Genomic DNA, 23,811 nt, shown 5'->3' on the forward strand with positions numbered 1-23,811 from the left:
ACGATTCAGGAACGGATACAGTAGGTCAACGAATCGCGCGACGCGCATCGGTGACCGCGGGGAGCTCCATCGTTGTCGCAGAAGACATCTCGACGTACGCGACGCTGTGCTGTCCTGGCGCGCGGGGTGTGGAGCGATCGCGGCCCAGCATGAAGCCGAGTGCGAATGCCGCGACTACGGCGAGACTGAGGATGATCACGACCATAACGACTCACAAGGCAGATGCGGCATATCGTCGCGGACTTCATCGTCTATGAGCACGGGAACCCCGAGCCACTCACCTACGTCGTGCGCGTACAGAATCGCTGCTTGCCGCACCGCGCAGTAGTCGAAGACGAGAGACCCGAACACGATGCGCACGTGGCACTGATTGTCTTGCACGCCAGAACCTTTCGGTGAACGATTGGTTCCGAGTCGGGTGAAGGAGTCCAGCTCACCTCACCCGACCCGTTGCAGTCGAACCTAAGAACCTCAGTGCGAAAATCTGAACAGGTTTGCTACTGTTTTCTCGTCGGGACGATTTCCGTTGACTGGTTTCTCCCGGTGTCTGACGATCGATAACATGGAAGAAAACATGCGAAACCTCCCGTCAGACAACCACTCTCTGCGCATAACGTTCCTGGGCAAACACACTCAGGGCGGCGACTCCCCCACGCTGTACGCCACCGACCGAGAGACCTATGTGGTCCAGGGTTGGAAGGTGCCAGGGCGCGACGACCAGGTGGAGATTTCACACCCGCTTCTCGCATTCCTGAAGACGGGGACGTGCCTGGGCGTACTGCTTCAGGACACGGGGCACGGAACCTTCATCCTTGGCGGTGAGCCGGTGACCGACCCGGAAGCGCTGGCAGAGATGAACATCCCGGACCACGAGACCTGCATCGAGGTACCGCAGGGGAAGGAGATCAGGAAGTATGCAGCTCCTGCGGCATGAGGCGTTCTACGACCTCTTCCGTTCGTGCAAGCACAGCGCGTATCACCTCGAAGTAGTCGACACCTACTCCACACCCGAAGAGTCTGAGCCGTTTCGCAGGTTCCTCGCCGGAGAGCCCGACGACTTCGAATGGTTCAACGACTGGACGAACCTCGTCCGCGAGGTGACCGCATCCGGCACGAAGATGCACCGGGCTCGTGTGGTCACCGAGCCGAACGTGGACTACACCCGTTGGGGTCTCGTTGTCGCCCACCGCAACATCGAGGCCGGCGAGGACATCCGGTACCTGCCTAGGCACCTGATCGACCCGTCCGAGCTGTCTGCGGACGACTTCTGGCTGTTCGATGACAACCTCGTCTCCTTCACTACCTTCACGCCCGAGGGCGCTGCGGGTGGAGGTGCGGTCACCTCGGACCCTGCAATAGTCGACTACATCAGTGGCGTGTGGAATCGGGTGTGGGACAAAGCCGTCCCCCACGCTGAGTACATCCGGGCGTGACTACAACCGCGAAACAGGCTCGCGAGGCGTTCGGTGAGCGTCTGCGCAACCTCCGTAAAGATGCTGGGCTGACCGGTAGGCAACTCGCCGAGCTTGCCGGTTGGCCTGGCTCCAAGGTCTCGAAGATCGAGTACGGCAGGCAGGTGCCGACCGATGACGACATCCGCGTCTGGTGCATCCACACCCGCAGTGCCGATCAAGTACCCGACCTCATTGCCAGTCTGCGCAATGTCGAAGCCGCATACCTCGAGTGGCGTCGGATGCGCTTGCCGCACAGGCAGAAACAATCCGTAGCTGTCGCGGAAAAGACCAACCTCATGCGCTGCTACGAGCCGGTTCTAGTGCCCGGTCTCTTGCAGACACCGCCCTACGCCGAAGCGATCCTTCACCGGGTACTCGACTTCTACGACGGGCCAGGTAACGATCTCGAAGCCAGTCTTGCCTCGCGCCTCGAACGGCAGCAGGTGTTGTACCGAGGCAATCACCGGTTCTTCTTCATCCTCGCGGAGCAGGTTCTCCACACCCGCGTGGGCACCGCAGATACGATGCTCGAACAGATGGACCGCTTGCTCACGGCGATGTCGCTGCCTCGCGTCGTGCTGGCCATCATTCCGTCCGAGCACGAATACCTCGCGCCGACAAACAACTTCGTCATCTACGACGAGCGAGAGGTCCGCGTCGAGACCGTGTCCGCAGAGCTGACGATCACCCAGCCCGCCGAGATCGCGTTGTACACCAAGGCATTTCACCGGCTCAAGGATCAGGCCATCCACGGACAGGAAGCACGCGCCATGATCGCCGCAGCGATGGACGGCTTGCGGTCTGATCATGATCCACGTACATAGGTTCCAACGTGCGGCCGAGCACCGCTCATCTGATCAGTGATCAGAAGCCTTTGCTTCAGCGTCGATACGGGTGAGCGTCGCGCGGAACTGCTTGATCATCTCTGTGCGAGCAGCCTGGGTCGCCTCGTGGTCCGTTCGCTGATCGTTCCCAGATTCAAGGGCAGTCTGATTATGTTGGACCGCCTGGCGAAGCGTCTTCAACGATTGCTTGGGGTCAAGGTCAAGCAGTTCAAGTTTCAGTTCCGCCGCCAACACAGCTCTGACAGCTTGACCTAAATCCGCCCGCGTTGGGATCCGGTCACCGATTCCACTGAAGTCCGCGCCCAAGTCTTCGACCAGGTCCCAGTACGCGGTTGCGGCTCCGAGCGCCTCTACCAGAACGTCACTAGCTTCCTTGCGCTTTCGGTCTCGCAGGGCTGCGCGTTCTTTGTCTCGGTGCTGGCGCTGGCTGACTACCGCGTTGACGACCACACCTATGAGAGCGATGGTGGCGGGCACCTGCACTGACAGCATCGGACTCACGCCGCGCAGAGTACGTCGGTGCGCGGCTATCGGGTGGTGGACTTGGTGTCGGGAATCGGAGGCAGCGGTCGGCCGAGAGCCTTCTCGGCCTGACGACGACACCTCTGCGCCTGCTCCAGGGTCAGCGTGCGCATGATCGGCTGCCACGACTCCTGTGTCAGTGCGCTCATGAATCTGTCTTCCCGGTTATCGATGTCCGTCTTCGGCCTCTTCGAAATGGCTTGGCGCCCATAATAGATGGCATCGCGGCTGCGACAACCGTATGCGGCAGCGCGCAGCTCCAGGAAGGGGTGTGATGAGCGCTCTCACGCAGGACACCTTGTGTCCCGTGCGCAGGTACCTGACTCCGGAGCAGCGGGAGGCGCGCATGCGCAAAGTTGAGGAGATACTGGGCCGAAAGCTCCCCCGCACACCGACTGCCACTGCGGACCCGGCCGACGAATAGCCCGTGAGGGCAGGGCACGTCACTCGCCCGCGATCGCGTGAGTGCGGGCCGATATCGTGGACCGATGAGTGCCGCCGACTGCCCGGACTCACAGTCACTGCGCATGGCGCGCGCGTACCTGGGGCAGACCGTCGAGCTCATCATCGACCGACCGTGCGGGAGTCTGCACCCCACGTACGGCTTTCGGTACGAAGCCAACTACGGCTACGTCCCCGGAACTCTCGCACCCGACGGTGAGGAACTCGACGCCTACTATCTGGGTGATTCAGTACCCCGGCACAGTGCCCGCGGGATCTGCATCGCCATCGTGCACCGCACCGGAGACGATGACGACAAACTCGTCGTTGTCCCTGAGGGATGCCAACTCGCCGACACCGATATCGCTGCCGCAGTGGCATTTCAGGAGATCGCGGGCCGGTATCGAATCGTTCGGCAGTGATCGGGTGGGCCGCGGTGAGCGAGCTGGCCCACCACCTGGGAGCAGCCGATCGGCGGCACCGAACTTGCCGACTCGGACTTGACTTAGACCATTGGCGTCAGACGGTGTCGCGAAGTCCCATATGGCCGGGCGTCCCTGGCGTTGTCACTCCCGGCTTATCTGCCATAGCAGGCGCTACCCCTGCTATGGCTTCAGACGCTCATACGAGACAGGGTGCTGCCGTTGCTGCGATCCGATAGGTCCCGCTCCAGTGGGATGACCAGGAGTCGTGTTGCTACTGCCGCCATTTCAGTGGTGAGGTCGTCAGGGCAGCGTCGGCGATCTTTATGGCGCTCGTGGTTTTGAGCCTGCTGTAGGAGTCATCGATCCATTCCTGCATCAGGGTGTTGCCGCCCGCGCGGTATTCGAGCGCTTGGAATAGGCATTCGAGCCGGTCGGCGTCGCGGGCGCAGACCGCTTCAACGGTGGCCTGGGCCTCGAATTCGGACACTGTGTCGTGCAACAGATTTCGCAATAGATCGGGCATATTCGCGACTTGTGCGACTGTGACGGCCACATGATCGACAGACGGCAGGAAGGGCTTTGCGGCCTTGTTCAAGTCGCGGGTGCGCGTCTCCTGGGAGTCGTGCCAGACGGCCATATGCGCTGCCTTGGAAGGATCACCACCTTCCAAGGCGGTGATCAAGGCAGCCAGCTGAGCGGTGCGGCAGGTATGGTCGGCAACCGATTCTGGATTGGCCACGAGCGCGTCGTTCCAACCCTTGCGTGATTCACGTTTGAGTCCACCGAGTTCGAATGCGAAGGCGGCGATCTCGGCAGCGGCTTCGGGGCCGAGCTGGGGTGTATCCATGGTTCGGTCCTCCGCGTCATCGGCGTGCAAGACGTATTGCGTAGGCCACGTTAGCCAGATCTCGTTGAGCATGCGGCATTAACTCGGAGTCACCGCGCATCTGCTCCACCACTATGGCGAGTGTCTCGCGCGCTGTGGGATTGGCGGCGAGCAAGTGCGGATGGCTGGCGATCAGGTCAGCGAGTGTGCGGGCGTAGAGATCTGCTTGGTCGGTACCTGGCCGGAGTCGGACGAGCAGGTGCCGCAGCAATTGGTCTCCAGACCACGCCGAGGGCGCGATGCGGATCATCGTGCTGTCGTCAGTGACTGCTGCGGGTCCCAGTTCGCCAACCCAGTACGCGTAGTAGTTGAGGTTGGTGATTTCCTGGGCATCGTCGTTGCGCACGCGAGTGAGGTAGGTGTGCAACGGTTCTCGATCACCGGTAGCTGCCAGCGCGATAGCTGAGGAGCGCACACGGAGCCAGCCCGGTGCGCCGGTGTTGTTGGCACACCGCAGTGCCCGGCCGAGTTCGTCGGCCAACCAGCCTGTGGAATCGGTGCGATCGTCGAATCCGAGCAGATAAATTGCTTGCCGGCGCAGCAGCGCGTTGCTGGGCTGGCCACATTTGTCAGCCAGCAGGAGCAGGTTGTCGAAGAATCGTCGACGATCATCCGTTGGGAGGAGTGGGCGGTCCGGGCGTGGCCCTCGGCCCTTGCGTCCGAGCAGACCGATCGCTTGCATCGGTGGGCGTCCAGTCATCGGCCAGGTAATCAGGTTCGCGAGGGTGCGCTGGTGCACGTTGATCGCAAGCGGATGAGTGTCGGTCCTGATCAAAGCGGTTTCGAGGGTGTCGCCGATGATGATGTCAGCTTCGAGTGAATCGATGAGTAGCGCGCTGGCCGCCGGTGGTGCTCCATGACGGATGAGCAGCATCCGGATGCGGGTCAGATCACCGGCGCGCAATGCGGCCAACGGTCGGCGACCGCTTTCCCACCCGTAGACGGTGCTCGGATCCACTCTCAGAAGTTCAGCGAAGTCGTTCTGGGTCAGTTGCGCTGATTCGCGCAGAAGCTTCAGCAGAAACCCGGACACCGCGCCAAAACGTGAACTCTGACTCGGAAGTGGGGTTTCGAAGGGGGTGCCCATGGGCTGTCCTCTGCGTTCACGCCCTGGCGTCGGTTAACTCGTACTCCAGGTCAGTTCAGCATCCAGCCTGGTCAGCATACCTTTGTGGATGTGCTCGGGCATCGGATCAACGGAATCGATTTAAGTGTTCAGCCTATCGGATTCGGTTGTTGCAGAGCATATTCCACGCAGTGCGCCAGCTCCGCGACGCGCCAGGACAATCGAACGAGATGAGGAAAATCGATGTTGCGCAAGAAATTTGGCGGCTTCATCATCGCTGCCGCAGTGCTCGGAACCGGCGGAATCGACATCGGCGCAGCTGGCCCGGCCGTTGCGGAAGCACTGCGCTGCGACAACTCTCACCCTGAGGTCTGCGTCCATATCCGGGGTGACTCGATCTTCGTCGACAAGTTCGCCGCCTACTACTACAGCCCGCCGGTTGGGTGCCTGCAGGCGCACTTCTTCTACACCCTCGCCGGCATGTCGACCGCGACCGGTGTCTACCACGACGTTTGCCCCACACCGGACAAGTACTCGTCGCATGATGGCTATTACTACGACACCACGGGCACGACCGGTGTCTTTCAAGCGGGAACACTTGCTTGCGCGGAATGGATCGGTAAACCTGGAGTAGCGTGCGCCGATATCAAGCGCTGAACAGGCGATTGGCAGGACCCGGGTCCAGACCCGCAACAGAAAGGTCGCGAGTCCGTGCAGGAACGAATTCCGGTCACCGACCGCAAACGAGACCACAGCCGCACCTGGCAATTGTGGGCCGGTCCTGCCCCGGCTCCATTGGCCGAGGCCCACCCTCACGACGACATCCTCATGACAGGAATCGACGTGACGGGGTCCGACGGACACGCAGAAGGGTGGGCTTGGGGCGGGCCGCTGCCGACCGAGAGCGATCCGGTACAAGGGGGCGGCTCCCACACCGAAGACGGCCGCACCGAATTCGTGACTCTGCGGTTCCTGGACCGACTCCCCACAGTCCATATAGAGACCACCAGGCGAACATTCACCGTCGACGCACGCGCATTCCCGTCTCATTTCGGGCTGAAGTTCTGGGCGCAACCCATGGAATCGGGTGAAGAATTCGTCGCAGCTTACGTCGACCCCGCTCAGCGCCCCAGACTGGAAGACCCCGCCCTCAGCTAGAGCATCCTGCCGGGTTTCGGAGCCGTGGCAGGTTCGTGGCGACTTCTACACCAGGCCAACGGATTTCGTTCGCCTACCTCGTGTTCGCGACCGCTTCTGCGCGAAGGCGAGCCGTACCGATGTGCCATCTATGCAGGTGACGCCGCGCGAAGTGGGGCCCGGCAGGCCGATGACAGCCCGCGCTGCTCTCCTCTGCCTCGCGGCGACATTGCTGCCGCGGTCGCATGTCACGACATCGCGGGCGGGTGCCCGATCGTGCGACGCTGAGCGAGTTGTTCATGGGTCCACGGGTTGGACATCGGTGGTGGCGGGAGATGGTGCGTATGGAAAGTGTTGGTGTGCATCCTGATGTGGTGCAGGCGTGCAACCTTTTCGACTGTATGGGTGTGGAGTTCTCGGCTGCGGTTCCCGAGGCCACGAACGCCGAGTACGGGGCGTGTGCGGCCGATGTGGGTTGTGGGACAGTCAGATTCAGAGTGGGCAAGGTGACCCCGACCAAGGTGGGGTTGTTCGTGGCAGTGTGGCGGCGCGTCGGCGATGGGTCGACCGAACCGTTCGCTGCCGAGGATGGCACCGATGTCTTGGTGGTCACGGTCCGTGAGGGGAAGCGGTTCGGGGAGTTCGTGTTTCCCACCTCCGCGTTGGCCGAGCACGGGATCGTGTCCACTGCGGGCAGAGGGGGTAAGCGGGGATTTCGGGTGTACCCGCCGTGGTCGGTGACCGCGAAGGGGCAAGCGAGTCGATCGCAGACATGGCAGTGTGAGTACTTTCTCGACCTTCATGATGCGCAGCCGAGTGATTTGGCGCGGGCGCGCAGGCTGTACGACCTCGTGTGGCCGATTGTGCCGCAACGCAATTCGCCATAACCATGCTGGCGGGAATTCGTCTCGGCGCCGGGTACTGTCCCGCGTTCTCAGTTTCAGAGGTGGTTTGCCCTGAGGTTGGTGTCGTGGACTGATCGCGATCGCGTGTCGTGCCAGGGCATTCGGTTGCCGTGCAGATGCCTCGATGACAGGAACCGCTATGCAGGATGTTTGTCCTTCCGACACCGAGCTGTGCCTGCGGGCCGGGGCCAATACCGTGGTGGCAGCGGCGATGGTGTGGAGCAGTCATCGGCTGCGCGCGATGGATCTCGATCAGATGCAGGATCGGCTGGGCACGCTCGATGCCGGTGGCCGGGAAGCGGTCACGCGGCTGGTTCGGTCGTTGCACGGGGGTGCGATGTCCGCGGGGGATCGGACGGATCTGTTTCGGGTCGGGAGTCTTTTCGCTCATGCGGTTGATCGCTTGGCCACCGCGGGGCGGATCGCGCGCGATTACGGGCTGATAGTGCTCTCGGAGCAGGTGTGCGTGCTGATCGATCTGGTCGTGGATTGTGCGTGGATTACCGCGCAATCGCTTCCGCCGCTGGAGGTTTCGGCGCCGGTGCGGCCGTATTGGGTCGAGTTGGCCGAGGTGGCGGGGCGTGCGGATCGGGTCTATGAGGTGCTGCTGGCTCGGCATCCCGTCGACAGCATCTTCTTGAGCAGCCACGCCGCCATCCGTGCCATCGGCGCGGAGTTGCAGGCCGCGGTCCACAACATCGCTGCTGCCGCTCACACGGTCGAGTTGCTGCTGTCGCGTCGCGGCGGGGCGCTGGTGTCGCCGTAGGTGGACCAGTACACCTCTGTCCTGCGACACGCGATCCCGCCTTCGGGTCCCGCGCTTGCCCTACCAGCGTTGATATCACTTGGGTATGACTCCGGTCTTACTGCGTCTGGTGGCGGCAGTTATCGGCGGAATCTCGTTGGTCATCGGCGCACCCGTGCTGGCGATGGCGCGACTGGCGGTAGCGATACCGGGAGTCCCGATCGCGGTGCGCAATAGAGCCCGGCTGGTGATGCTCGCGGCCGCGTTCGTGCTCGTGTACGAACTCGGGGGCAGCGTGGCGGTCCCCGGGCAGCGCGCGGGACGCCAAGGCGGATGCGATCGCCTGGCGGCGTTGAACCGGCGCTTCTACGGCTGGGGTTTCGCCGCCGCCGGAGTCCGCCTCGAGTGTGCGCCGCCCCCGCGGGTGGCACCGGATCGGCCGGTGATCGTGCTCGCGCGCCATGCCGGGGCGTTCAACAGTGCGCTGATGGCGCATCTGATCGCCCGCGATCTGGGCCGCGACACCTACACCATCGCCAAACGGTGCGCCGCGTTCACCCCGGGCCTGCGCCGCGCGTATGAGGCCTCGGGGGTGGTGTTCTGTCGGTTCGATGAACAAGGCAAAACTCAAGCGGTGCAACAACTTCGGGACCAGGCCGTCGGTGCGCTGCCGACCGACGCGTTGCTGCTGTTTCCCGAGGGCACCAACTATTCGGCCAAACGCTGGCGCGAGGCCATCGCCGCGCTGCGCGCCGCGGGCCGCGACGCCCACGCGCGCCGCGCCGAGCAGTGCCCGCATGTGATGCCGATTCATCCCGCCGGTGCGTGGGCGCTGGTCACCAGCGCTCCCACCGCGGATGTGGTGGTGCTGGCCCAGACCGGGCTCGAGGATTTGGCTTCGGGGACAACAGGTTTGGGCTATCCACCCAGCGGTCGCGGGGTGGTCGAGGTCGGCTGGTGGCATTTTCGCGCCGATCAGATACCGCGTGAGCGCGATGTGTTCGCGCTGTGGCTGAGCCAGCGCTGGTGCGAGGTCGACGCGTGGATCGCCGCGGCCCGGCGCGGCGAGCACCCCACCGCACCCGCGCTCACCGAGCCTGCCGCGCCCTCGATTCGAACCTGACACCGCCGCCCCGAAGGGACACACCCATGGCCGAGGCCACTGCGAGCACGCCACGAAACTCCGTGCCGCACACCGCGTTCGTGCTCGGCGGCGGCGGCATGCTGGGCGGCTATCAGGTGGGGATGCTGCGCGCGCTGCTCGAACATCACATCACCCCGGATCTGATCATCGGCACCTCGGTCGGGTCGATCCAGGGTGCGATCCTGGCCGCGGACCCGACCCCCGCGGTGGTGCGGGCGCTGACCTCGTTCTGGCAGGACGCGCTCACCCACAAGGTCATGGGTGTGCCGGTGCGGGCGCTGCTGGCGAATCTGGTGCGGTTGCGCCCGGCGCTGGCGACCCAGGATGCGTTGCGCGAGGTACTGATTCGCCATATCGGCGCGCACACCCGCATCGAAGACCTCGCGGTACCGTTCCAATGCGTGGCGGCCTCGATCGAACGCTCCACCGCCCGCTACTTCGACTACGGCCCGGTGGTGCCGGCGTTGCTGGCCTCGAGTTGCATCCCGGGACTGTGGCGGCCGCTGCGGATCAGCGCCGAGCACTATATCGACGGCGGCGTGGTGGAGACGGTGCCGCTCACCCGCGCGGTGTCCTTCGGCGCGAGCGAGATCTACGTGCTGCGCCTGCGCCAGCGCGAGCTGGCCCTGACACCCCCACGCCTGCCGTGGCAGCTCGGGCAGACCGTGTTCGAGGTGTCGCGCCGGCATCGTCTCGGGCAGGTGATCAATATGCGCCCGGCCGGGGTCACGGTGCATCTGCTGCCCACCGGCGAGGATCTGCTCGAGCCGCCCGATACGGGGCTGCACACCACCCTCGCGCAGCAGTTGGAGGTGTTCGATCGGCGCGTGCGGGCCGGCTATGAGAGCACCGTGGCCTATCTCGAGGCCACCGAGGAACGCAAGACCGCGACCATCCGCTCACGCACCCTCACCCGCCGCTCCCGCCGGGTGCGCGATGCCTCGCCCTCGGCGTCCCCGCTGGTGCGCGCCAAACTCACCCGGTTCTTCGACCTGTTCGATCTCGACGGCGACCAGCGCGTCACCGACCGCGAATACGCCCGCGCCGCGGACCGCATCTGCGCCGCGTTCGGTGTCGCGCCCGAGAGCGGCACCGGGGCGCGCGTGCATGGCGCGTTCACCGACTTCTGGGCCGGACTGTGCCGCGAGGCCGGGGTCGCGGACTGCGTCGAACTCGATCGCGACCGGTATGTCGCGGCGCTGGCCCGGCTCACCACCGATACCGCCGGATACGAGCGCAATGTGCTGCCCGCGATCGCGGCGATCCTGGCCGCCGCGGATCAGGATCGCGACGCGGTGCTCAATGTGGACGAGTTGCGGGCGCTGCTGACCGCGTTGCGCGTGGACACCGCCGATATCCACGCGGTCTCACTGCGCCTGGACACCAACAACGACGGTGTGCTGAGCCTGGACGAACTCGACGAGGCGTTCTGCGACTACTTCACCAGCGACGAACCCGGAGCTCCGGGAAACCTGCTGTTCGGTGCCGCGCACTGACGCGGTTGCCCCCGGCTCTACACTGCTTCTACACGATCGCGTTACCGCAGTTCCAGGCATCGACTCTATCGGTCATGAAACGGAGCGGACGATGATCACAGCCCGAACTCTGGTGCCCGACACCGCCTTTCGTGCCGGAACCCTGGTGCGCAGCGAGGATCTGCCGGTCTCGTTCCGGCCGCAGCACACCGGCGCGGCCTATCGCATCTGGTATCAGGGCGTGGGCTATGACGGGTCGGGCCGCATCGTCTCGGGCTCGGTGTTCGTGCCCGAAGGCGATCCCCCACTCGAGGGCTGGCCGGTGGTCAGTTACGCGCACGGCACGACGGGCCTCTCGGACCGCACCGCACCCTCGATCGCGGGACTCTCGCGGCCCGAAGCCCGGCACGTGGGCCTGTGGTTGCAGGCCGGATACCTGGTCACCGTCACCGACTACGAGGGCCTGGCCTCCCCCGGCCCGCACCCGTACTTCAACGGTGAGGCCGCCGCCGACGACGTGGTCGATATCGTGCGCGCCGCACACGGGCTCGGACATCGGGTGAGTCCGCGCTGGGTCGCGGTCGGGTTCTCCCAGGGCGGGCACGCGGCCCTGTTCACCGGGCTGATGGCCAGCAAATACGCTCCCGAACTCGACTTTCGCGGCACCGTCGCGCTCGCCCCGCCGGTGGAGCTGCCGATGATCATCGACCTGCAAACCGCCGAGGACAGCGCCGCGGTCACCCTGTTCCTGCCGTATCTGCTCGCCGGGCTGCGCACCACGCGCGGGCTGGCCACCGCGGAGTTCATGACCGGCCTCGGCCAGCGCCTGCTCGAATTGGCCGAACACGCCCCGGTGCGCGATATCCATTACGCGGTCGCGGTATTGACCAACCAGGACATCGGCACCACCGGGTTGAGCGCGCGCCCCGGAATCGAGGCCATGCTCAGCGACTGCCGAGTCCCGTGCGCGCGCTTCGATCAACCGGTGCTGCTGGCCGCGGGCACCGCCGACGAGGTCCTGCCCCTGGCCGCGGTCGAACACTTCGCCGCCGAAATACGCAGGGCCGGAACAGATATCGAACTGATCTCCTGTGCCGGAGCCGACCACACCGGCATGCTGTGCGCTGCCCCGCACATGCTCGCCTGGGTCGCCGAACGCATGAACGCCCCTCACATTGCCGAAACACCCCTGACCCGACGGGGATTCGGGCTGCTGGACACCACCGGCGACGGCTACCTCACCATCGACGACTACGAAGCGTTCGGCCTGCGCCTGGTCCAAGCCTTCGGAGAAGCCCCCGGCTCCCCCCGCGCCCTGGCCGTGCGCGAGGGCTACCGCGCCCTGTGGCACTCGATGGCCGCGCGCGCGGACACCAACCGCGACCAGCGCATCACCGCCACCGAATTCCTCATCTGGCTCCACACCCACTGGGACGACGACGGTTTCGACCGCGACATCACTCCCCTGGCCCAAGCGGTCATCGACCTGGCCGACACCGACCGCAACGGCGTGCTCGATCGCGAGGAATTCATCGCCCTGCTCACCGGGTGCGAGCACACCCGCACCGAAGCCTGCGCCCTGTTCGACCGCCTCGACACCGACCACTCCGACACCATCACCACCGACGAACTCATCACCGCCATCCGCGACTTCTGCCTCGACCCCACCCCCGACAAACCCGGCGCCTGGCTCTTCGGCCGCGTGGGCTGAGACCCACCACACCCGGTGGTATCACAGGAAATTCGAGATGTGCGCAGCCATTGCCCGGCCAGCGCTGCCCGTTGACCTGAAATCGGCTAGGACCCGGTGCCCAGGGGCTCGACGGTGGCCAGTTCGGTGAGTCCGCTGATTCGTAGCGCGGACACCAGCAGCGGGTTGCAGATCAGGTGCAGGCGCTCGGCGTGGGCGAACAAGGCGTTGATGGCGCCGCTGTCGAGATAGTCGACGCCGCTGAGGTCGACCACGATCGAGGTCGCCTCGGCGAGGGTGGCTACCAGCGCGTCGTCGAACGCGGCCAGGTTGCTCATGTCGATCTCGCCCTGCACGGTCAGCATCGGGCGGCCGTCGCGGTGCAGGCCGGTGCGCAGGGTCAGCGGAGTGCTCATGGGGCGATCCTCGCGTACATCTCGACGGTGGTCCCGGTCCGGCCGGGAACGATGGTGACCCGGTCCATCAGGCCGCGCATCAGGGTGATGCCGCGCCCGCGCCGCCCGACCGCGGTGGCGACAGGATCGGGGTTCTTCCAGGTGCCGCTGTCGGTGACCCGCAACCACAGTTGGTCGGCTAATGCGGTGGCGCGCAACCGGATCACTCCGGCAGGGCGGTCGCGGTGGCCGTGCTCGACCGCGTTGACGCAGGCCTCGCCGATCGCGATCACCACATCGCTGATCTGCTGCGCGTCCAGACCGCACGACTTGAGCCAGTCGCGCAGGGCGTGCCGGACCGGGGCCAGCTCGCCCGGATCGGCGCGGAAGTCGATTTCCAGCGGGCCGGGCTGGCGATACAGCAGCAGTGCGACGTCGTCCTCGTAGCCGTCGGTCGGGGTCAAGGTGCTCATCACGTGCCCGGCGAGGTCCTCGACCGGTTGGTTGCGGCCACCGTGCACCGCGGTGCCCGCCCGGGCGATCCCCTCGTCCAGGGATCGGCGGCGGCGTTCGACGAGCCCGTCGGTGTAGAGCAGCAGCGTCGCGCGCGCGGGCAACACCAGCTGGTCCTGGGTTCGGGGCCGGTCGACGCGCACTCCCAGTGGAAGACCGTGGATCGGGCCTTCGAGGGTGGTGATGGTGCCGTCCGCGTGGACCAGGATCGGCGGAGGATGCCCGGCGCTGCTGTACAGGAGTTCCCCGCTGATCGGATCCAGGACCGCGCAGAACACGGTCGTGCACCGCGCCCCGGGTAGCAGCGCGGCGAACCGGTCGAGCCCGGCCAGCGCGGGGGCGGGCCGGGCGTGTTCGAGCAGCAGAGCCCGGCAGGCGCTGCGCAGCTGGCCCATCACGGTCGCCGCGTCCAGCCCGTGCCCGACGCAGTCCCCGACCACGATGCCGATCCGCTGATCCGACAACGGCACGATGTCGTACCAGTCGCCTCCCACCTGCAAGGGGCGGGTGGCCGGTTGGTAGCGCACCGCGAATCCGGCGGGCAGCCGGGCAGGACCGAGGATGGCGTGCTGCAAAGCCACCGCGGCCTCGCGCTGCTGATCGATCTCCTGCACCCGGTGCAGGCCCTGGCCCAGGCGCGCGGCCAGCACCGACAGCAAGGTCAGATCCTGCGGCTCGATCGGCGGTCGCACGCCCAGATCGAGCCAGGCGACCAGCCGCCGCCGGGGATAGCTCGCGCTGACCCCGACACATCCGGGCTGATCGAGCTGCGGGGTCGACACCGGCGCGTGGACCAGGGCTACCAGAGACTCGCGCAGGCCCGCCTCGAGCCGGTCCCAGGCGTCGCTGCCGTGGATCAATTCCGGCTCCGGGTCGAGCCCGGGCGGGTCCGCGAACGTGGCCAGGATGACCCGGCGGGCTGAACAGATGCGGCGCAGCTCGCGCGCCGCGGCCCGCAGCGCGTCCGGCACCGTATCGGCTGCCGCCAGAGCCTCGGCCAAGGCGGCCAGGGCGGTGTCGCGTTGGGCGGTGTAATGCTCGGCGGTGATATCGCGAACCGTGCCCACGATGGCGTGGCGGCCCGCGGTCGGATCCTGCACCCGGTTGTAGGTGATGCGCACCCAGACCCGGTGCCCGTCGCGGTGCACCAGCGGCATCGTCGCCTCACCGCTGTCGGTCTCCACCAGCCGGGTGAACTCGCGCAGGGCCTGCTGATGGGCCTGCGGATCGGTCTCGGAGGCGGGCCACCACGGCAGCGGCGGGCGGTAGGGCAGCGCGTCGGAGCCGTAGCCGAGAATCTCGGTGAACGTGGAGTTGATCTCGACCACGCTGCCGTCGGCGTCGCAGACGAAGAACCCCTCCTGCAACGAATCGATCAGCGCGGTGCTCCATCGGGCGTGCTGAGCGCGCAGGCGCGCCAACTGCACCCCGGCGCGGACCTTGGCCAGCAGTTCGGCGGCGGAGAACGGTTTGACCAGATAGTCGTCCGCGCCCGCGTCCAGTCCCTGGATCGAGGCCTCCTGGCCCGCGCGCGCGGACAGCAGCAGCACCGGCACACCCGCGGTGCGCCGATCCGCGCGCAACGCCGCCACCAGCCCCAACCCGTCCAGCCGGGGCATCATGACATCGCTGACCACCAGATCCGGTAGCCGGACACAGATCGCCTCCCACGCGGCCTGCCCATCGGCGACGCTCTCGACCTGATGGCCCGCGCCGCGCAACAGACGCGTGAGGTACTCACGCATATCGGCGTTGTCGTCGGCGACCAGCACGCGCGCGGGCGACCCCGGAACGGGGGTGCCGACGATCGGGGGCGTCTCCGAGCCGGTGATCGCGTCGGTGTTGGGGTCCGGCTCGGTGCTGGGCAGCCACCGCAGCGCTTCCTGCACGAACGGTTCGGCCGAGCCCGCCGCGATCTCCGGGGTGAGCGGTTGGGCGTCGATCACCGCCTCCGGTGGCAGGTGCGCGTGACCGTAGCGCAGCGCGAGGGTGAAGGTGGTGCCGTGGTTAACCTGCGACTGCGCCTCGATGGTGCCGCCGTGCAGGCCGACCAGTTCCTTGACCAGTGCCAGGCCGATACCGCTGCCCTCGGTCGAGCGCGAGCGCGCGTGCTCGACCCGATGGAACCGGTCGAACAGGCGCGGCATCTCCGCCTGCGCGATCCCGACACCGGTATCGATCACCGTCAGCACCGCGTGCTCGCCCTGGTCGCGCAGCCGCACGGTGATGGTGCCGTCGAAGGTGAACTTCACCGCGTTCGAGAGCAGGTTCAACACCACCTTCTCCCACATGCCCCGATCGAGGTAGACCGGCGCGGGCATGCCGGGGCAGTCCACCTCGAACCGCAGCCCCGCCCGCTCGATCGCCGAGCGGAACACACTCGCCAGCTCGGCGGTCACCGTCGCCAGATCGACCGGCTCGTACCGGGCCTGCATGCGCCCGGCCTCGATGCGGGAGAAATCCAGCAGCGCGTTGACGAGTTTGCCCAGTCGCAGCCCGTTGCGGTGGATCACCTCCACCTCTTCGCGCACCTCGGGTTCGGCCTCGGCCAGGCGGGTCCGCAGCTCCTGTACCGGACCGGAGATCAAGGTCAACGGCGTGCGGAACTCATGGCTGATATTGGAGAAGAACGTGGTTTTGGCCCGGTCCAACGCGGCCAGCTCCTCGGCCCGCCGTTGCTGGGCCTGATAGCTGCGGGCCACCAGAATCCCGGTCGCGATATGCCCGGCGACCAACTCCACGAACCCGCGGTACGCCTCGTCCAGCAGCCGATACGGATTGAGCGCGGCCACCACGAATCCGACCGGCAGGGCGCCCTGCTGTGCCAGCGGCATCACCAACGCCTGGCGGGGAGGCTGAGACCATGCTCCGGTGGGCAACCCCGCGAACACCTCCGGGCTGAGGTCCACGAGCGCCGACTCCCCCTGCGCCGCCGCCGCGAGCGGCCACACCTGCTCGAGGTCCCGGGCCCGTATGCGCGTCGGTGCCGCCGCGTGCCCGCCCTCGATTCCGGTGGTCGCCACCAGCCGCGCGGTGGTGTCGGGGTCGAACAGATAGGTCGCGGTGAAGGGAAGATCGCTCCGGTTGCGGTTCAGTTGATCACCGAGGAATTCGAGGATCTCCTGTTCGGTGCTGATCACGCTCGGGTCCGAGCCCAGATCGCGCAGTGTCGCCATGCGCCGCTCGCCGATGACGCGGTCGGTGTCCTCGGTGACCACACACAACATGCCGACCACCACACCGTGGTCATCGCGCAGCGGACTGTAGGAGAACGTGTGATAGGTCTCCTCGGGATATCCCGAACGCTCCAGAAACAGCAGCAGACCCTTATCCCAGGTCGCTCGTCCCGTCTTCAACACGCCGTCGATCCGCGGGCCGATGTCGTCCCAGATCTCGGCCCACACCTCGGCGGCCGGACGCCCCAACGCCCACGGATATTTCTGCCCGAGGGTGTCGTGCCGATACGCGGCGTTGCAGAAGAACGTCAGCTCCGGACCCCACGCCATCCACATCGAAAACCGTGACGACAGCAGAATATCCACCGCGGTCCGCAAACTCTGCGGCCACTTCGCCGGCACACCCAGCGGGGTCGCGGCCCAGTCCACGACCGCCAGGTCCGGACCTACCTCATCGTCGACACCGAACGACTCCGCCGATACCACCGCGTTCCCGTCCTCGGTTCCCTCGTTCTCGTGCAGCCTGCGCTGGCGTTCCCGCGCGGATGCTACCAGACAAAGACCGCCTCGACCTGGGGATATCGGTGAGCGGCCGACGGCAGAGCCGAGGGTTCGACCCGCCGATCCGCGGTGAGCCCGGCAGGCGCGGGCGCGCGCATGCGCGGTCCGGACATCGTGTGGGGCATCGGGATCGGCGACCAAGACCGATCCCGCACACATCCGGCCCCGCGATCTGGCCCGCAGCGCCTGCGGTGCAGCGTAATTCGCCGACCAGCTGAATCGGTGCGGTCTATTCCGGTTCAGGGCAACGATATTGGATGTCAGCGGCGAAGACCTCACGCATCGTCACCTGCCGCGGGCGGGCGGCATCGGCATGCGGGAAGGTCACCGGGCGGCGTCGATCTCGGCGAACGCGGCCGCATCTTCAGCGGCCAGCGCCGCATAGGCGTCATCGCTGTCCATCCCGTTGTCGTGGTACCAGGCGGCCAGTACGGCAGCGCTGCTACCGGCTGCGCTCGACGAGGTGCTCGCGGCCATGGTTTCGAGGGTAGCCCTTCCACGGTTTCGGCAAGGGCCCATGTCTATGCCCGGCGGTCGGGCTATGCACCCTCAGGTGCTCGTACAGATCGCTCTCGAACCGGGGTGACTCGATTGGACAAAGCGGCGCATCGTCGTTCAGGATCGGGACGGCTTTGTTTCTGAAGCTGTTGTCCAAGGGGGGAATTCACAATGTCTATGTCGGGGAAGGCCGCTGCGTTCGCAGCGGCGGGGGTGGCGTTTCTGTCGGCCGGTGCGCCGCTGGCCGGAGCGTCCGGGTCGCTGCACGGCTCCATCGCCGTCGATACGAAAATCAACGGCAACCCGCGCGCCTCATGGGGTGCGACCTGGAACTATCCCAATCAATCCGCTGCCGAGAACGCCGCACTGCGCGAATGCGGTGGGGGCTCGTGCCGGGTGATCATCAGCTGGTCCGACGGATGTGCCTCGGTGGTGGGCAGTGACGGCGAGACGACCGTCGCGGGTGGTGTCGGCGCGACACCCGCCGAGGCCGAGCAGAACGCGATCGCCAACATCAAGATCGAAGATCCCATTCTGTTCACCCCGCAACCGGCCACGGGAAGCGTCGCGGGCACACCGGGAATGACACCCCACGTCATCGTCACCAAGTGCACCGGCTAGGTCCCAGCCCTCGATCTGACCGTCCTGGAAAGGAATTGGATCAATGTCGGCCGAAAGTGACGATCGCGCACTGGACCGGGCGGTAACGCACCTGGGGTTGGCGGGGGTCATCGCGGTGGTGGCGGTGGTGTTCTTCCTCATCGGTGCGTGCTCGCGCGGGGACACCGTGTCCTGCGGTGGGCAGACGATGAAGCCCGGCGACCGGTGCGGCGGGTACAAGAGCACCAGCGAAACCAAGTCCTACGACCAAGAATTGGCGTGGAAGAACAACCCGTGGCGGATGATCGTCCCGGGAGGTGTGGTCGTGCTGTGCGTGGTGTGGGTAGGCGCGACGCTGGCCGTCACGCGTCGCGTGGTCCGGCGAGAAGCAGGACACTCTCAGGAGTAGGTGCCGTGCTACGTCACGACGTTGCCTCGCCTCAACCGTTGAGGCCCGATCGTTCCAGGTGAAAGCTCTTGCTCGATCTCGCGCACGGCCAGATGTGGTGATCTACAGTGCTGTAGGGCCGTACTCCGCCTTCGTTGGGGAGGGCACGGAGTGCGGGTAAACAGGGGATCGGCAATGGACTTGCGCGCGGGGACGAGCTTCTGCGGGTTCACCATTCGCAGACTGCTCGGGCGGGGCGGAATGGGTGCGGTCTATCTCGCCGCGCATCCCCGGCTCGATCGGCTGGTCGCGCTCAAGGTGCTCAACGCGGTGCTGGCCGCGGATCCCAAGGCCCGCAACTCCTTCGAACGTGAGGCGCGGCTGGCGACCCGGCTCGAGCATCCCAATATCGTCGGAGTGTACGACCGCAGCCATCCCGGTGATCAGGACCTGTGGCTCTCGATGCGCTACATCGAGGGCGGTGATGTGACCGCGCTGTTGTCCGCCGCGCCCGATGGGCTGGACGTGGCACGGGTAGCGCGGCTGATCACCGATGCCGCGCACGCACTCGATTACGCGCACGCGCACGGGGTGCTGCACCGGGATGTGAAACCGGCCAATCTGCTCCTCGATCATGATGTGCGGGCCGGGGAGCGCGCGGTGCTCACCGATTTCGGTATCGCCCGCACCCTCGATGACACCGCGACCCTCACCAGTGTCTCGGCGACGCTGGCATACGCCGCGCCGGAACGGTTTTCGCGGATGCCGGCCGATCATCGCGCCGATATCTACTCCCTGGGCGCGACGCTGTTCCAATTGCTGACCGGCCAGCCCCCGTTCCCGCGCAAGGATCAGGCCGCGGTCATCGCCGCGCATCTGCTCGAGCAGGCGCCCTCGCCGCGGCTGGTGCGGCCCGATCTGCCGCCCGAGCTCGACGCGGTGCTCGCCTGCGCGTTGGCCAAAAGCCCCGAGGATCGCTATCAGAGCTGCGGTGCGCTCGCCGACGCGGTGGAACATGCCACCCGAACTCAGGGCGTGAGCGCGGAAAACGGTGCGCCGGTACGGGACTCGACTCCGCCGCCCCGGTTCACTCCGCCGCCGCTCACCGGACCGACGACGATCAGCACACCCGACCTGAGCGATGCGCCGGTATCGCAGCCGTCGGCGATTCGCACGCCCGCGCAGCCCGTCCTCGCGCCGCTGAAACCCGCTGTGCCACACCGCAGGTCCCGCCGCCGCACCCGGATGGCGGTGATCGCGGGTGTCGCGGTGGCGGTGATCGCCGCGTCCACGGTGATCGCGGTCAAATCACTGAGCGGGCACACCAGCGCCACCAACCACTCCGCCGCGACCGCGGGCGCGGTGCCGGGTATGGCACTTCCGGTGCAGCCCAAGGCCATCGCGGTCGATACCGCTACCCACGCGGTGTATGTGACGACCTCGGACAAGAGCGCGCGCCTCGAGGTCGTGGATCCGGTCAGCGGCGCGGTGACCGCGTCCATCGCCTTGCCCGCCGATCGGTCCGCGGTCGCGGTGGATCCGGTCTCGCATACGGTCTTCACCGCCGGAAGTGACGGCACCGACCCGGTCGTCGACATCGTCGATCCGGTCGCCAAGGCGGTCACCGCGACGATCAAGGTCGGACCGCCCAAATCCGGCCGCATGGCCGACTACCCCAGCGGCCTGCTGGTGGACCCCGGCACGCACGCGGTCTACGCCTTCAACACCCTCGATGCCTGGCTCGCGGTCATCGACCCGGTCACCCGGACCATCACCCACACCCTGACCGGCTCCTTCGAATACGCGGTCGACGCGGTCAATCACGGCCTCGCCGGGGTCAATATCGCCAGCTACACCGCCTTCACGATCGACCCCGCCACCGGTGCGGCCGCCGACCAGACCGCAGTCGAGAACTGCTGCTCGGGCACGGTGGTGTTCGATCCCACCACGCGAATCCTCTACGCAGACGACACCTATCGCTCGAAAGTGGTGGTCGTGGACCTGGCGAACCACCGGGTCACCACCACCATCGACACACCCGCGCAGGGGTTGGGCAACGGCTCACTCGGCATCGACCTCGATACCCACACCTTGTACGTGCCCAATGGTCAGGCCAGGTCGATCTCGGTGATCGACCTGACCCGACACCTCATCACCGCGACCATTCCGGTCGCGGACCCTCCCGAGACGCTCGCCCTGGACACCTCCACGCACACCCTGTATGTGATCAGCGAATCAGCCAGAACCCTGCGCATCCTGCACGTCTGAACCGTGCCCGTTCACGCCTTGTGCTGAGCCGAGGTGCGCGCCGGATTGGACTGTTGCGCGGCCTTGGGATCGAGCTCGTCCGCCTTGGCTCGCACGCCCGCCTCGATCCGATCCCCGAGTTCCTTGTCGACATTGCGCCAGTACTCGAAGGCGCGGGTCAGCACCGGGGCGCTGACCCCGTTGAGCAGATGACCGACGATATTGTCGACCAGACGCTCGCGCGCGGCATCGTCGAGGACCTCGCGGACCATGGTGCGGGCCTGGCCCCAATCGTCGTCCTCGGCGCGCAACGTGTATGCGGTGCGCACCATCTCACCATCGTTGTGCCAGCCGACCACCGGCCCGGATACCTGCGGATCGGCGTGCGGGCCGCCCTTGGAATTGGGCACGTACACCGGGTCCGAGACATTGGTGTAGCGCATCTGGCCGTCTTTGGAATACGAGTGCGCGGGTGCGGCGTGCGGCGAATTCACCGGCAGCAGTTTGTAATTGGCGCCGATGCGATGGCGGTGCGCGTCCGGATAGGAGAACCAGCGCCCCAGCAGCATCTTGTCCGGACTGGGTCCGGTGCCGGGCACGGAGTTGCTCGGTTCGAACGCGGCCTGCTCGATCTCGGTGTGGTAGTCGGAAGGGTTGCGGTTCAACGTCATCCGGCCCACCTCGATGAGCGGATAGTCCGCGTGCGGCCACACCTTGGTCAGGTCGAACGGATTGAATCGGTAGGTCGTGGCCTGCTCGAACGGCATGATCTGCATGTGCAGCGTCCAGCTCGGGAATTGGCCGCCGGCGATGTGCTCGAACAGATCCCGGGTGTGATAGTCGGTGTCGATGGCGGCCATCTGATCGGCCTCGTCCTGGGTGAAGAACTCGATGCCCTGATCGGTCTTGAAATGGTATTTCACCCAGAAGCGTTCTCCAGCAGCGTTATACCAGAGATAGGTGTGGCTGGAATAGCCGTTCATATGCCGCCAGGTGCGCGGAATACCGCGGTCGCCCATCAGCCAGGTCACCTGATGCGCAGACTCCGGTGACAGGGTCCAGAAGTCCCACTGCATATCGTGATCGCGCAGATTGTTGTCCGCGCGCCGTTTCTGCGATCGGATGAAGTCCTGGAATTTCATCGGGTCGCGCACGAAGAACACCGGGGTGTTGTTGCCGACCATGTCGAAATTGCCCTGCTCGGTATAGAACTTGAGCGCGAAGCCGCGCGGATCACGCCAGGTGTCCGGGCTGCCACGCTCCCCGGCCACTGTGGAGAACCGGGCCAGGACCTCGGTTTTCTTCCCCGGCTGGAACACATCGGCGCGCGTGTACGCACTCACGTCCGCGGTCACCTCGAACTCCCCGAACGCACCGCCGCCCTTGGCGTGGGGCTGGCGCTCGGGCACGCGCTCGCGATTGAACTGCGCCATCTTCTCGATCAGATATGCATCGTGCAACAGGATCGGCCCATCGGGCCCGACGGTCAGGGAATGCTCGTCACTGGGGACCGGGATCCCGGCGTCATCGGTCGTGTACTCGCGTCGCTCGGACATGTTCCTCCTCCGCACCGCTGTATTTCCGGACTGACTGGCATATGCCCGCTGCGGCGGAGTCGAATCGGATTCGGCAACTATTTCTCGCGCCCCGGGGCGCGGGGTCGTCCCGGCGACAGGGTCCCGGTAGTCACAGGTCACAGTCGATGCCCTCTGTGAGCTGCTCACGAGCGGTTGTGCCGTCGATCCCATCTCATTGCCCACCGGCCGCGCGCGCACCTACGCTCAGCACAGGTCCAGTGGTTCCGAACGACGAAGGGCGGTACATCATGACCATGCTCATTCTCGCGGGCATTGCGACAGCGGGCGTATTCGGGTTCTTCCACAACCGCGACAATATGGACTTCCGCGCCCGCGAAATCGCCGAATACCGCCGCCGCAAGTAGCGGGCACGCGCGGCACTCCGGACGCCGCACTCCGATCGATCGTCCCCGCGCCCGCGGCGCACTGATGCGCCCCCGCCCGCGGACCCGCACCGACCCGTACCGCCGACTCCGGTGCCCGCGTCCCTGGCAGCGCGGGCGCAGGGACCCGCAGCCACAGCGGACCCGCGATCACCAGCAGCGCGACCAGCGCCGCTATCGCACCGGGAATCGTGCCGAGCCGGTCCCACCAGGTCGCCACGATCCGCAGATTCGACGGCACCGCATCGAACCACAGGTAGAGCGGTTCGCTCTCGTCGAGGACCGCGCCGGTGTCGCGATCGCGCACAATGACCACCAGCGACAACTCATACGAAGTGGCCACGCTCGGTCGAAGCTCCCACGTCCAGCTCGTCGAGCGCTGCCCGAGCAGTGATGTGCCCACGGATCCGCGCGCACGGATCGACAGTTCTGTGCGCGCGGTCAATTCGAGCTCCACCGTCCGCCCGGCGGGCACATCCTGAACCCGCAACGGCTGCCTGCTCAGTGCGGATTGCAGAGCGCACGTGCGACTGTCCACGGTCGCGGTGAACACGAAAGTGCTGTCCAGATCGAGCATTCCGGGCGAGGCAGCGATCAACACGCAACCCTCGGCCTCATGCGTGGCGCCGCGACTGGCGGGACCGATCACCAGACCCACTGCGATGACCACGAGCGACCACCCCAGGCACATCGCCACCGCGATGCCCAGGTTCGCGGCAATCTCACCCAGCACACCGC

The 23,811-nt window shown here is 66.2% G+C and carries 25 protein-coding genes; 14 read left to right on the forward strand and 11 right to left on the reverse strand.

Annotated elements, in window-relative coordinates:
- Window positions 1–25 precede the first annotated feature (25 nt).
- Together ACFC4D_RS14965 and ACFC4D_RS14970 are read right to left on the reverse strand one after the other, a co-directional pair.
- Window positions 26–205: a hypothetical protein gene (locus tag ACFC4D_RS14965; RefSeq protein WP_376063426.1), complete on the reverse strand. Its 180-nt coding sequence runs from the start codon at window positions 203–205 to the stop codon at window positions 26–28.
- Window positions 196–381 (reverse strand): hypothetical protein, encoded by a 186-nt coding sequence (locus tag ACFC4D_RS14970; protein ID WP_376063428.1) that lies wholly within the window; start codon window positions 379–381, stop codon window positions 196–198. Before ACFC4D_RS14970 ends, ACFC4D_RS14965 begins: the two co-directional genes overlap by 10 nt.
- Before the next feature lie 181 nt (window positions 382–562).
- On the opposite strand from ACFC4D_RS14970, the gene ACFC4D_RS14975 reads away from it, so the two are divergent.
- Genes ACFC4D_RS14975 through ACFC4D_RS14985 form a run of 3 tightly spaced genes read left to right on the forward strand, consistent with a single transcriptional unit; the run spans window position 563 to window position 2,278 of the window.
- The gene (locus tag ACFC4D_RS14975) at window positions 563–934 is read left to right on the forward strand and encodes a hypothetical protein (RefSeq protein WP_376063430.1); all 372 of its coding nucleotides are present in this window, start codon (window positions 563–565) and stop codon (window positions 932–934) included.
- Window positions 915–1,433, forward strand: a complete 519-nt coding sequence (locus ACFC4D_RS14980; protein WP_376063432.1) for a DUF6879 family protein — start codon at window positions 915–917, stop codon at window positions 1,431–1,433. Before ACFC4D_RS14975 ends, ACFC4D_RS14980 begins: the two co-directional genes overlap by 20 nt.
- Window positions 1,430–2,278 carry a helix-turn-helix domain-containing protein gene (locus ACFC4D_RS14985; protein WP_376063435.1) on the forward strand — a complete coding sequence of 283 codons (849 nt, stop codon included), beginning with the start codon at window positions 1,430–1,432 and terminating at the stop codon, window positions 2,276–2,278. Before ACFC4D_RS14980 ends, ACFC4D_RS14985 begins: the two co-directional genes overlap by 4 nt.
- A gap of 33 nt (window positions 2,279–2,311) precedes the next feature.
- On the opposite strand, the gene ACFC4D_RS14990 is transcribed toward ACFC4D_RS14985, so the two are convergent.
- Together ACFC4D_RS14990 and ACFC4D_RS14995 are read right to left on the reverse strand one after the other, a co-directional pair.
- The gene (locus ACFC4D_RS14990) at window positions 2,312–2,800 is read right to left on the reverse strand and encodes a hypothetical protein (RefSeq protein ID WP_376063437.1); all 489 of its coding nucleotides are present in this window, start codon (window positions 2,798–2,800) and stop codon (window positions 2,312–2,314) included.
- Window positions 2,801–2,826: 26 nt separating this feature from the next.
- Entirely contained in the window at window positions 2,827–2,970 is a 144-nt protein-coding gene (locus tag ACFC4D_RS14995; RefSeq protein ID WP_376063440.1) for a hypothetical protein, read from the reverse strand.
- Window positions 2,971–3,309: 339 nt separating this feature from the next.
- Between ACFC4D_RS14995 and ACFC4D_RS15000 the strand changes: the two genes are divergently transcribed.
- Window positions 3,310–3,684, forward strand: coding sequence for an inorganic diphosphatase (locus tag ACFC4D_RS15000; RefSeq protein WP_376063441.1), 375 nt, complete (start codon window positions 3,310–3,312; stop codon window positions 3,682–3,684).
- Window positions 3,685–3,958: 274 nt separating this feature from the next.
- Here ACFC4D_RS15000 and ACFC4D_RS15005 read toward each other — a convergent pair whose 3' ends face one another.
- Complete coding sequence (locus tag ACFC4D_RS15005) at window positions 3,959–4,534, reverse strand: HD family hydrolase (RefSeq protein WP_376063443.1); 576 nt, start codon at window positions 4,532–4,534, stop codon at window positions 3,959–3,961.
- 16 nt (window positions 4,535–4,550) lie between these two features.
- A complete protein-coding gene (locus tag ACFC4D_RS15010) occupies window positions 4,551–5,660 on the reverse strand; it encodes a helix-turn-helix domain-containing protein (protein WP_376063445.1) in 1,110 nt (369 codons plus the stop codon).
- 222 nt (window positions 5,661–5,882) lie between these two features.
- Here ACFC4D_RS15010 and ACFC4D_RS15015 point away from each other — a divergent pair, with 222 nt between their 5' ends.
- The 7 genes from ACFC4D_RS15015 (at window position 5,883) to ACFC4D_RS15045 (ending at window position 12,756) form a co-directional block, all read left to right on the forward strand.
- On the forward strand, window positions 5,883–6,296 hold the full coding sequence (locus ACFC4D_RS15015) for a hypothetical protein (RefSeq protein ID WP_376063448.1): 414 nt from the start codon (window positions 5,883–5,885) through the stop codon (window positions 6,294–6,296).
- 54 nt (window positions 6,297–6,350) lie between these two features.
- Window positions 6,351–6,797, forward strand: a complete 447-nt coding sequence (locus tag ACFC4D_RS15020) for a hypothetical protein (RefSeq protein WP_376063450.1) — start codon at window positions 6,351–6,353, stop codon at window positions 6,795–6,797.
- Window positions 6,798–7,111: 314 nt separating this feature from the next.
- Window positions 7,112–7,663 (forward strand): MepB family protein, encoded by a 552-nt coding sequence (locus ACFC4D_RS15025; protein WP_376063451.1) that lies wholly within the window; start codon window positions 7,112–7,114, stop codon window positions 7,661–7,663.
- Window positions 7,664–7,820: 157 nt separating this feature from the next.
- Complete coding sequence (locus ACFC4D_RS15030; RefSeq protein WP_376063453.1) at window positions 7,821–8,447, forward strand: hypothetical protein; 627 nt, start codon at window positions 7,821–7,823, stop codon at window positions 8,445–8,447.
- Between the two features lie 85 nt (window positions 8,448–8,532).
- Complete coding sequence (locus tag ACFC4D_RS15035) at window positions 8,533–9,549, forward strand: 1-acyl-sn-glycerol-3-phosphate acyltransferase (protein WP_376063455.1); 1,017 nt, start codon at window positions 8,533–8,535, stop codon at window positions 9,547–9,549.
- 26 nt (window positions 9,550–9,575) lie between these two features.
- A complete protein-coding gene (locus ACFC4D_RS15040) occupies window positions 9,576–11,066 on the forward strand; it encodes a patatin-like phospholipase family protein (protein ID WP_376063457.1) in 1,491 nt (496 codons plus the stop codon).
- A gap of 91 nt (window positions 11,067–11,157) precedes the next feature.
- Window positions 11,158–12,756 carry a lipase family protein gene (locus ACFC4D_RS15045; RefSeq protein WP_376063460.1) on the forward strand — a complete coding sequence of 533 codons (1,599 nt, stop codon included), beginning with the start codon at window positions 11,158–11,160 and terminating at the stop codon, window positions 12,754–12,756.
- 86 nt (window positions 12,757–12,842) lie between these two features.
- Here ACFC4D_RS15045 and ACFC4D_RS15050 read toward each other — a convergent pair whose 3' ends face one another.
- The 3 genes from ACFC4D_RS15050 to ACFC4D_RS15060 form a co-directional block, all read right to left on the reverse strand.
- On the reverse strand, window positions 12,843–13,151 hold the full coding sequence (locus ACFC4D_RS15050) for an STAS domain-containing protein (protein ID WP_376063463.1): 309 nt from the start codon (window positions 13,149–13,151) through the stop codon (window positions 12,843–12,845).
- Window positions 13,148–17,305: a SpoIIE family protein phosphatase gene (locus tag ACFC4D_RS15055; RefSeq protein ID WP_376063464.1), complete on the reverse strand. Its 4,158-nt coding sequence runs from the start codon at window positions 17,303–17,305 to the stop codon at window positions 13,148–13,150. The genes ACFC4D_RS15050 and ACFC4D_RS15055 overlap by 4 nt, the downstream gene beginning before the upstream one ends.
- Window positions 17,306–17,704: 399 nt before the next feature.
- Window positions 17,705–17,857 (reverse strand): hypothetical protein, encoded by a 153-nt coding sequence (locus ACFC4D_RS15060; RefSeq protein ID WP_376063466.1) that lies wholly within the window; start codon window positions 17,855–17,857, stop codon window positions 17,705–17,707.
- A 192-nt stretch (window positions 17,858–18,049) separates the two neighbouring features.
- Between ACFC4D_RS15060 and ACFC4D_RS15065 the strand changes: the two genes are divergently transcribed.
- The 3 genes from ACFC4D_RS15065 to ACFC4D_RS15075 all read left to right on the forward strand — a co-directional run bounded on the left by ACFC4D_RS15065 (window position 18,050) and on the right by ACFC4D_RS15075 (window position 21,134).
- Window positions 18,050–18,499, forward strand: coding sequence for a DUF4189 domain-containing protein (locus tag ACFC4D_RS15065; protein WP_376063468.1), 450 nt, complete (start codon window positions 18,050–18,052; stop codon window positions 18,497–18,499).
- 43 nt (window positions 18,500–18,542) lie between these two features.
- On the forward strand, window positions 18,543–18,887 hold the full coding sequence (locus ACFC4D_RS15070) for a hypothetical protein (protein ID WP_376063471.1): 345 nt from the start codon (window positions 18,543–18,545) through the stop codon (window positions 18,885–18,887).
- A 174-nt stretch (window positions 18,888–19,061) separates the two neighbouring features.
- Window positions 19,062–21,134 carry a serine/threonine-protein kinase gene (locus ACFC4D_RS15075; RefSeq protein ID WP_376063472.1) on the forward strand — a complete coding sequence of 691 codons (2,073 nt, stop codon included), beginning with the start codon at window positions 19,062–19,064 and terminating at the stop codon, window positions 21,132–21,134.
- 11 nt (window positions 21,135–21,145) lie between these two features.
- On the opposite strand, the gene ACFC4D_RS15080 is transcribed toward ACFC4D_RS15075, so the two are convergent.
- Both ACFC4D_RS15080 and ACFC4D_RS15085 read right to left on the reverse strand, forming a co-directional pair.
- On the reverse strand, window positions 21,146–22,669 hold the full coding sequence (locus tag ACFC4D_RS15080) for a catalase (RefSeq protein ID WP_376063474.1): 1,524 nt from the start codon (window positions 22,667–22,669) through the stop codon (window positions 21,146–21,148).
- Between the two features lie 279 nt (window positions 22,670–22,948).
- Window positions 22,949–23,806: a hypothetical protein gene (locus ACFC4D_RS15085; protein ID WP_376063476.1), complete on the reverse strand. Its 858-nt coding sequence runs from the start codon at window positions 23,804–23,806 to the stop codon at window positions 22,949–22,951.
- Between the last annotated feature and the right edge of the window lie 5 nt (window positions 23,807–23,811).

The sequence above is a fragment of the Nocardia sp. NPDC056000 genome (assembly GCF_042269265.1).
Classification (GTDB): Bacteria; Actinomycetota; Actinomycetes; order Mycobacteriales; family Mycobacteriaceae; genus Nocardia.

What these genes read in the sequence shown, in the direction of transcription:
- ACFC4D_RS15075 (WP_376063472.1), top strand. Translation starts at nt 19,062, where the DNA reads ATGGACTTGCGCGCGGGGACGAGCTTCTGCGGGTTCACCATTCGCAGA.
- ACFC4D_RS15010 (WP_376063445.1), bottom strand. Translation starts at nt 5,660, where the DNA reads ATGGGCACCCCCTTCGAAACCCCACTTCCGAGTCAGAGTTCACGTTTT.
- ACFC4D_RS15070 (WP_376063471.1), top strand. Translation starts at nt 18,543, where the DNA reads ATGTCGGCCGAAAGTGACGATCGCGCACTGGACCGGGCGGTAACGCAC.
- ACFC4D_RS14975 (WP_376063430.1), top strand. Translation starts at nt 563, where the DNA reads ATGGAAGAAAACATGCGAAACCTCCCGTCAGACAACCACTCTCTGCGC.
- ACFC4D_RS14965 (WP_376063426.1), bottom strand. Translation starts at nt 205, where the DNA reads ATGGTCGTGATCATCCTCAGTCTCGCCGTAGTCGCGGCATTCGCACTC.
- ACFC4D_RS15080 (WP_376063474.1), bottom strand. Translation starts at nt 22,669, where the DNA reads ATGTCCGAGCGACGCGAGTACACGACCGATGACGCCGGGATCCCGGTC.
- ACFC4D_RS15000 (WP_376063441.1), top strand. Translation starts at nt 3,310, where the DNA reads ATGAGTGCCGCCGACTGCCCGGACTCACAGTCACTGCGCATGGCGCGC.
- ACFC4D_RS15045 (WP_376063460.1), top strand. Translation starts at nt 11,158, where the DNA reads ATGATCACAGCCCGAACTCTGGTGCCCGACACCGCCTTTCGTGCCGGA.
- ACFC4D_RS14980 (WP_376063432.1), top strand. Translation starts at nt 915, where the DNA reads ATGCAGCTCCTGCGGCATGAGGCGTTCTACGACCTCTTCCGTTCGTGC.
- ACFC4D_RS15005 (WP_376063443.1), bottom strand. Translation starts at nt 4,534, where the DNA reads ATGGATACACCCCAGCTCGGCCCCGAAGCCGCTGCCGAGATCGCCGCC.
- ACFC4D_RS15015 (WP_376063448.1), top strand. Translation starts at nt 5,883, where the DNA reads ATGTTGCGCAAGAAATTTGGCGGCTTCATCATCGCTGCCGCAGTGCTC.
- ACFC4D_RS15065 (WP_376063468.1), top strand. Translation starts at nt 18,050, where the DNA reads ATGTCTATGTCGGGGAAGGCCGCTGCGTTCGCAGCGGCGGGGGTGGCG.
- ACFC4D_RS15040 (WP_376063457.1), top strand. Translation starts at nt 9,576, where the DNA reads ATGGCCGAGGCCACTGCGAGCACGCCACGAAACTCCGTGCCGCACACC.
- ACFC4D_RS15025 (WP_376063451.1), top strand. Translation starts at nt 7,112, where the DNA reads ATGGTGCGTATGGAAAGTGTTGGTGTGCATCCTGATGTGGTGCAGGCG.
- ACFC4D_RS15030 (WP_376063453.1), top strand. Translation starts at nt 7,821, where the DNA reads ATGCAGGATGTTTGTCCTTCCGACACCGAGCTGTGCCTGCGGGCCGGG.
- ACFC4D_RS15050 (WP_376063463.1), bottom strand. Translation starts at nt 13,151, where the DNA reads ATGAGCACTCCGCTGACCCTGCGCACCGGCCTGCACCGCGACGGCCGC.
- ACFC4D_RS15035 (WP_376063455.1), top strand. Translation starts at nt 8,533, where the DNA reads ATGACTCCGGTCTTACTGCGTCTGGTGGCGGCAGTTATCGGCGGAATC.
- ACFC4D_RS15060 (WP_376063466.1), bottom strand. Translation starts at nt 17,857, where the DNA reads ATGGCCGCGAGCACCTCGTCGAGCGCAGCCGGTAGCAGCGCTGCCGTA.
- ACFC4D_RS14995 (WP_376063440.1), bottom strand. Translation starts at nt 2,970, where the DNA reads ATGAGCGCACTGACACAGGAGTCGTGGCAGCCGATCATGCGCACGCTG.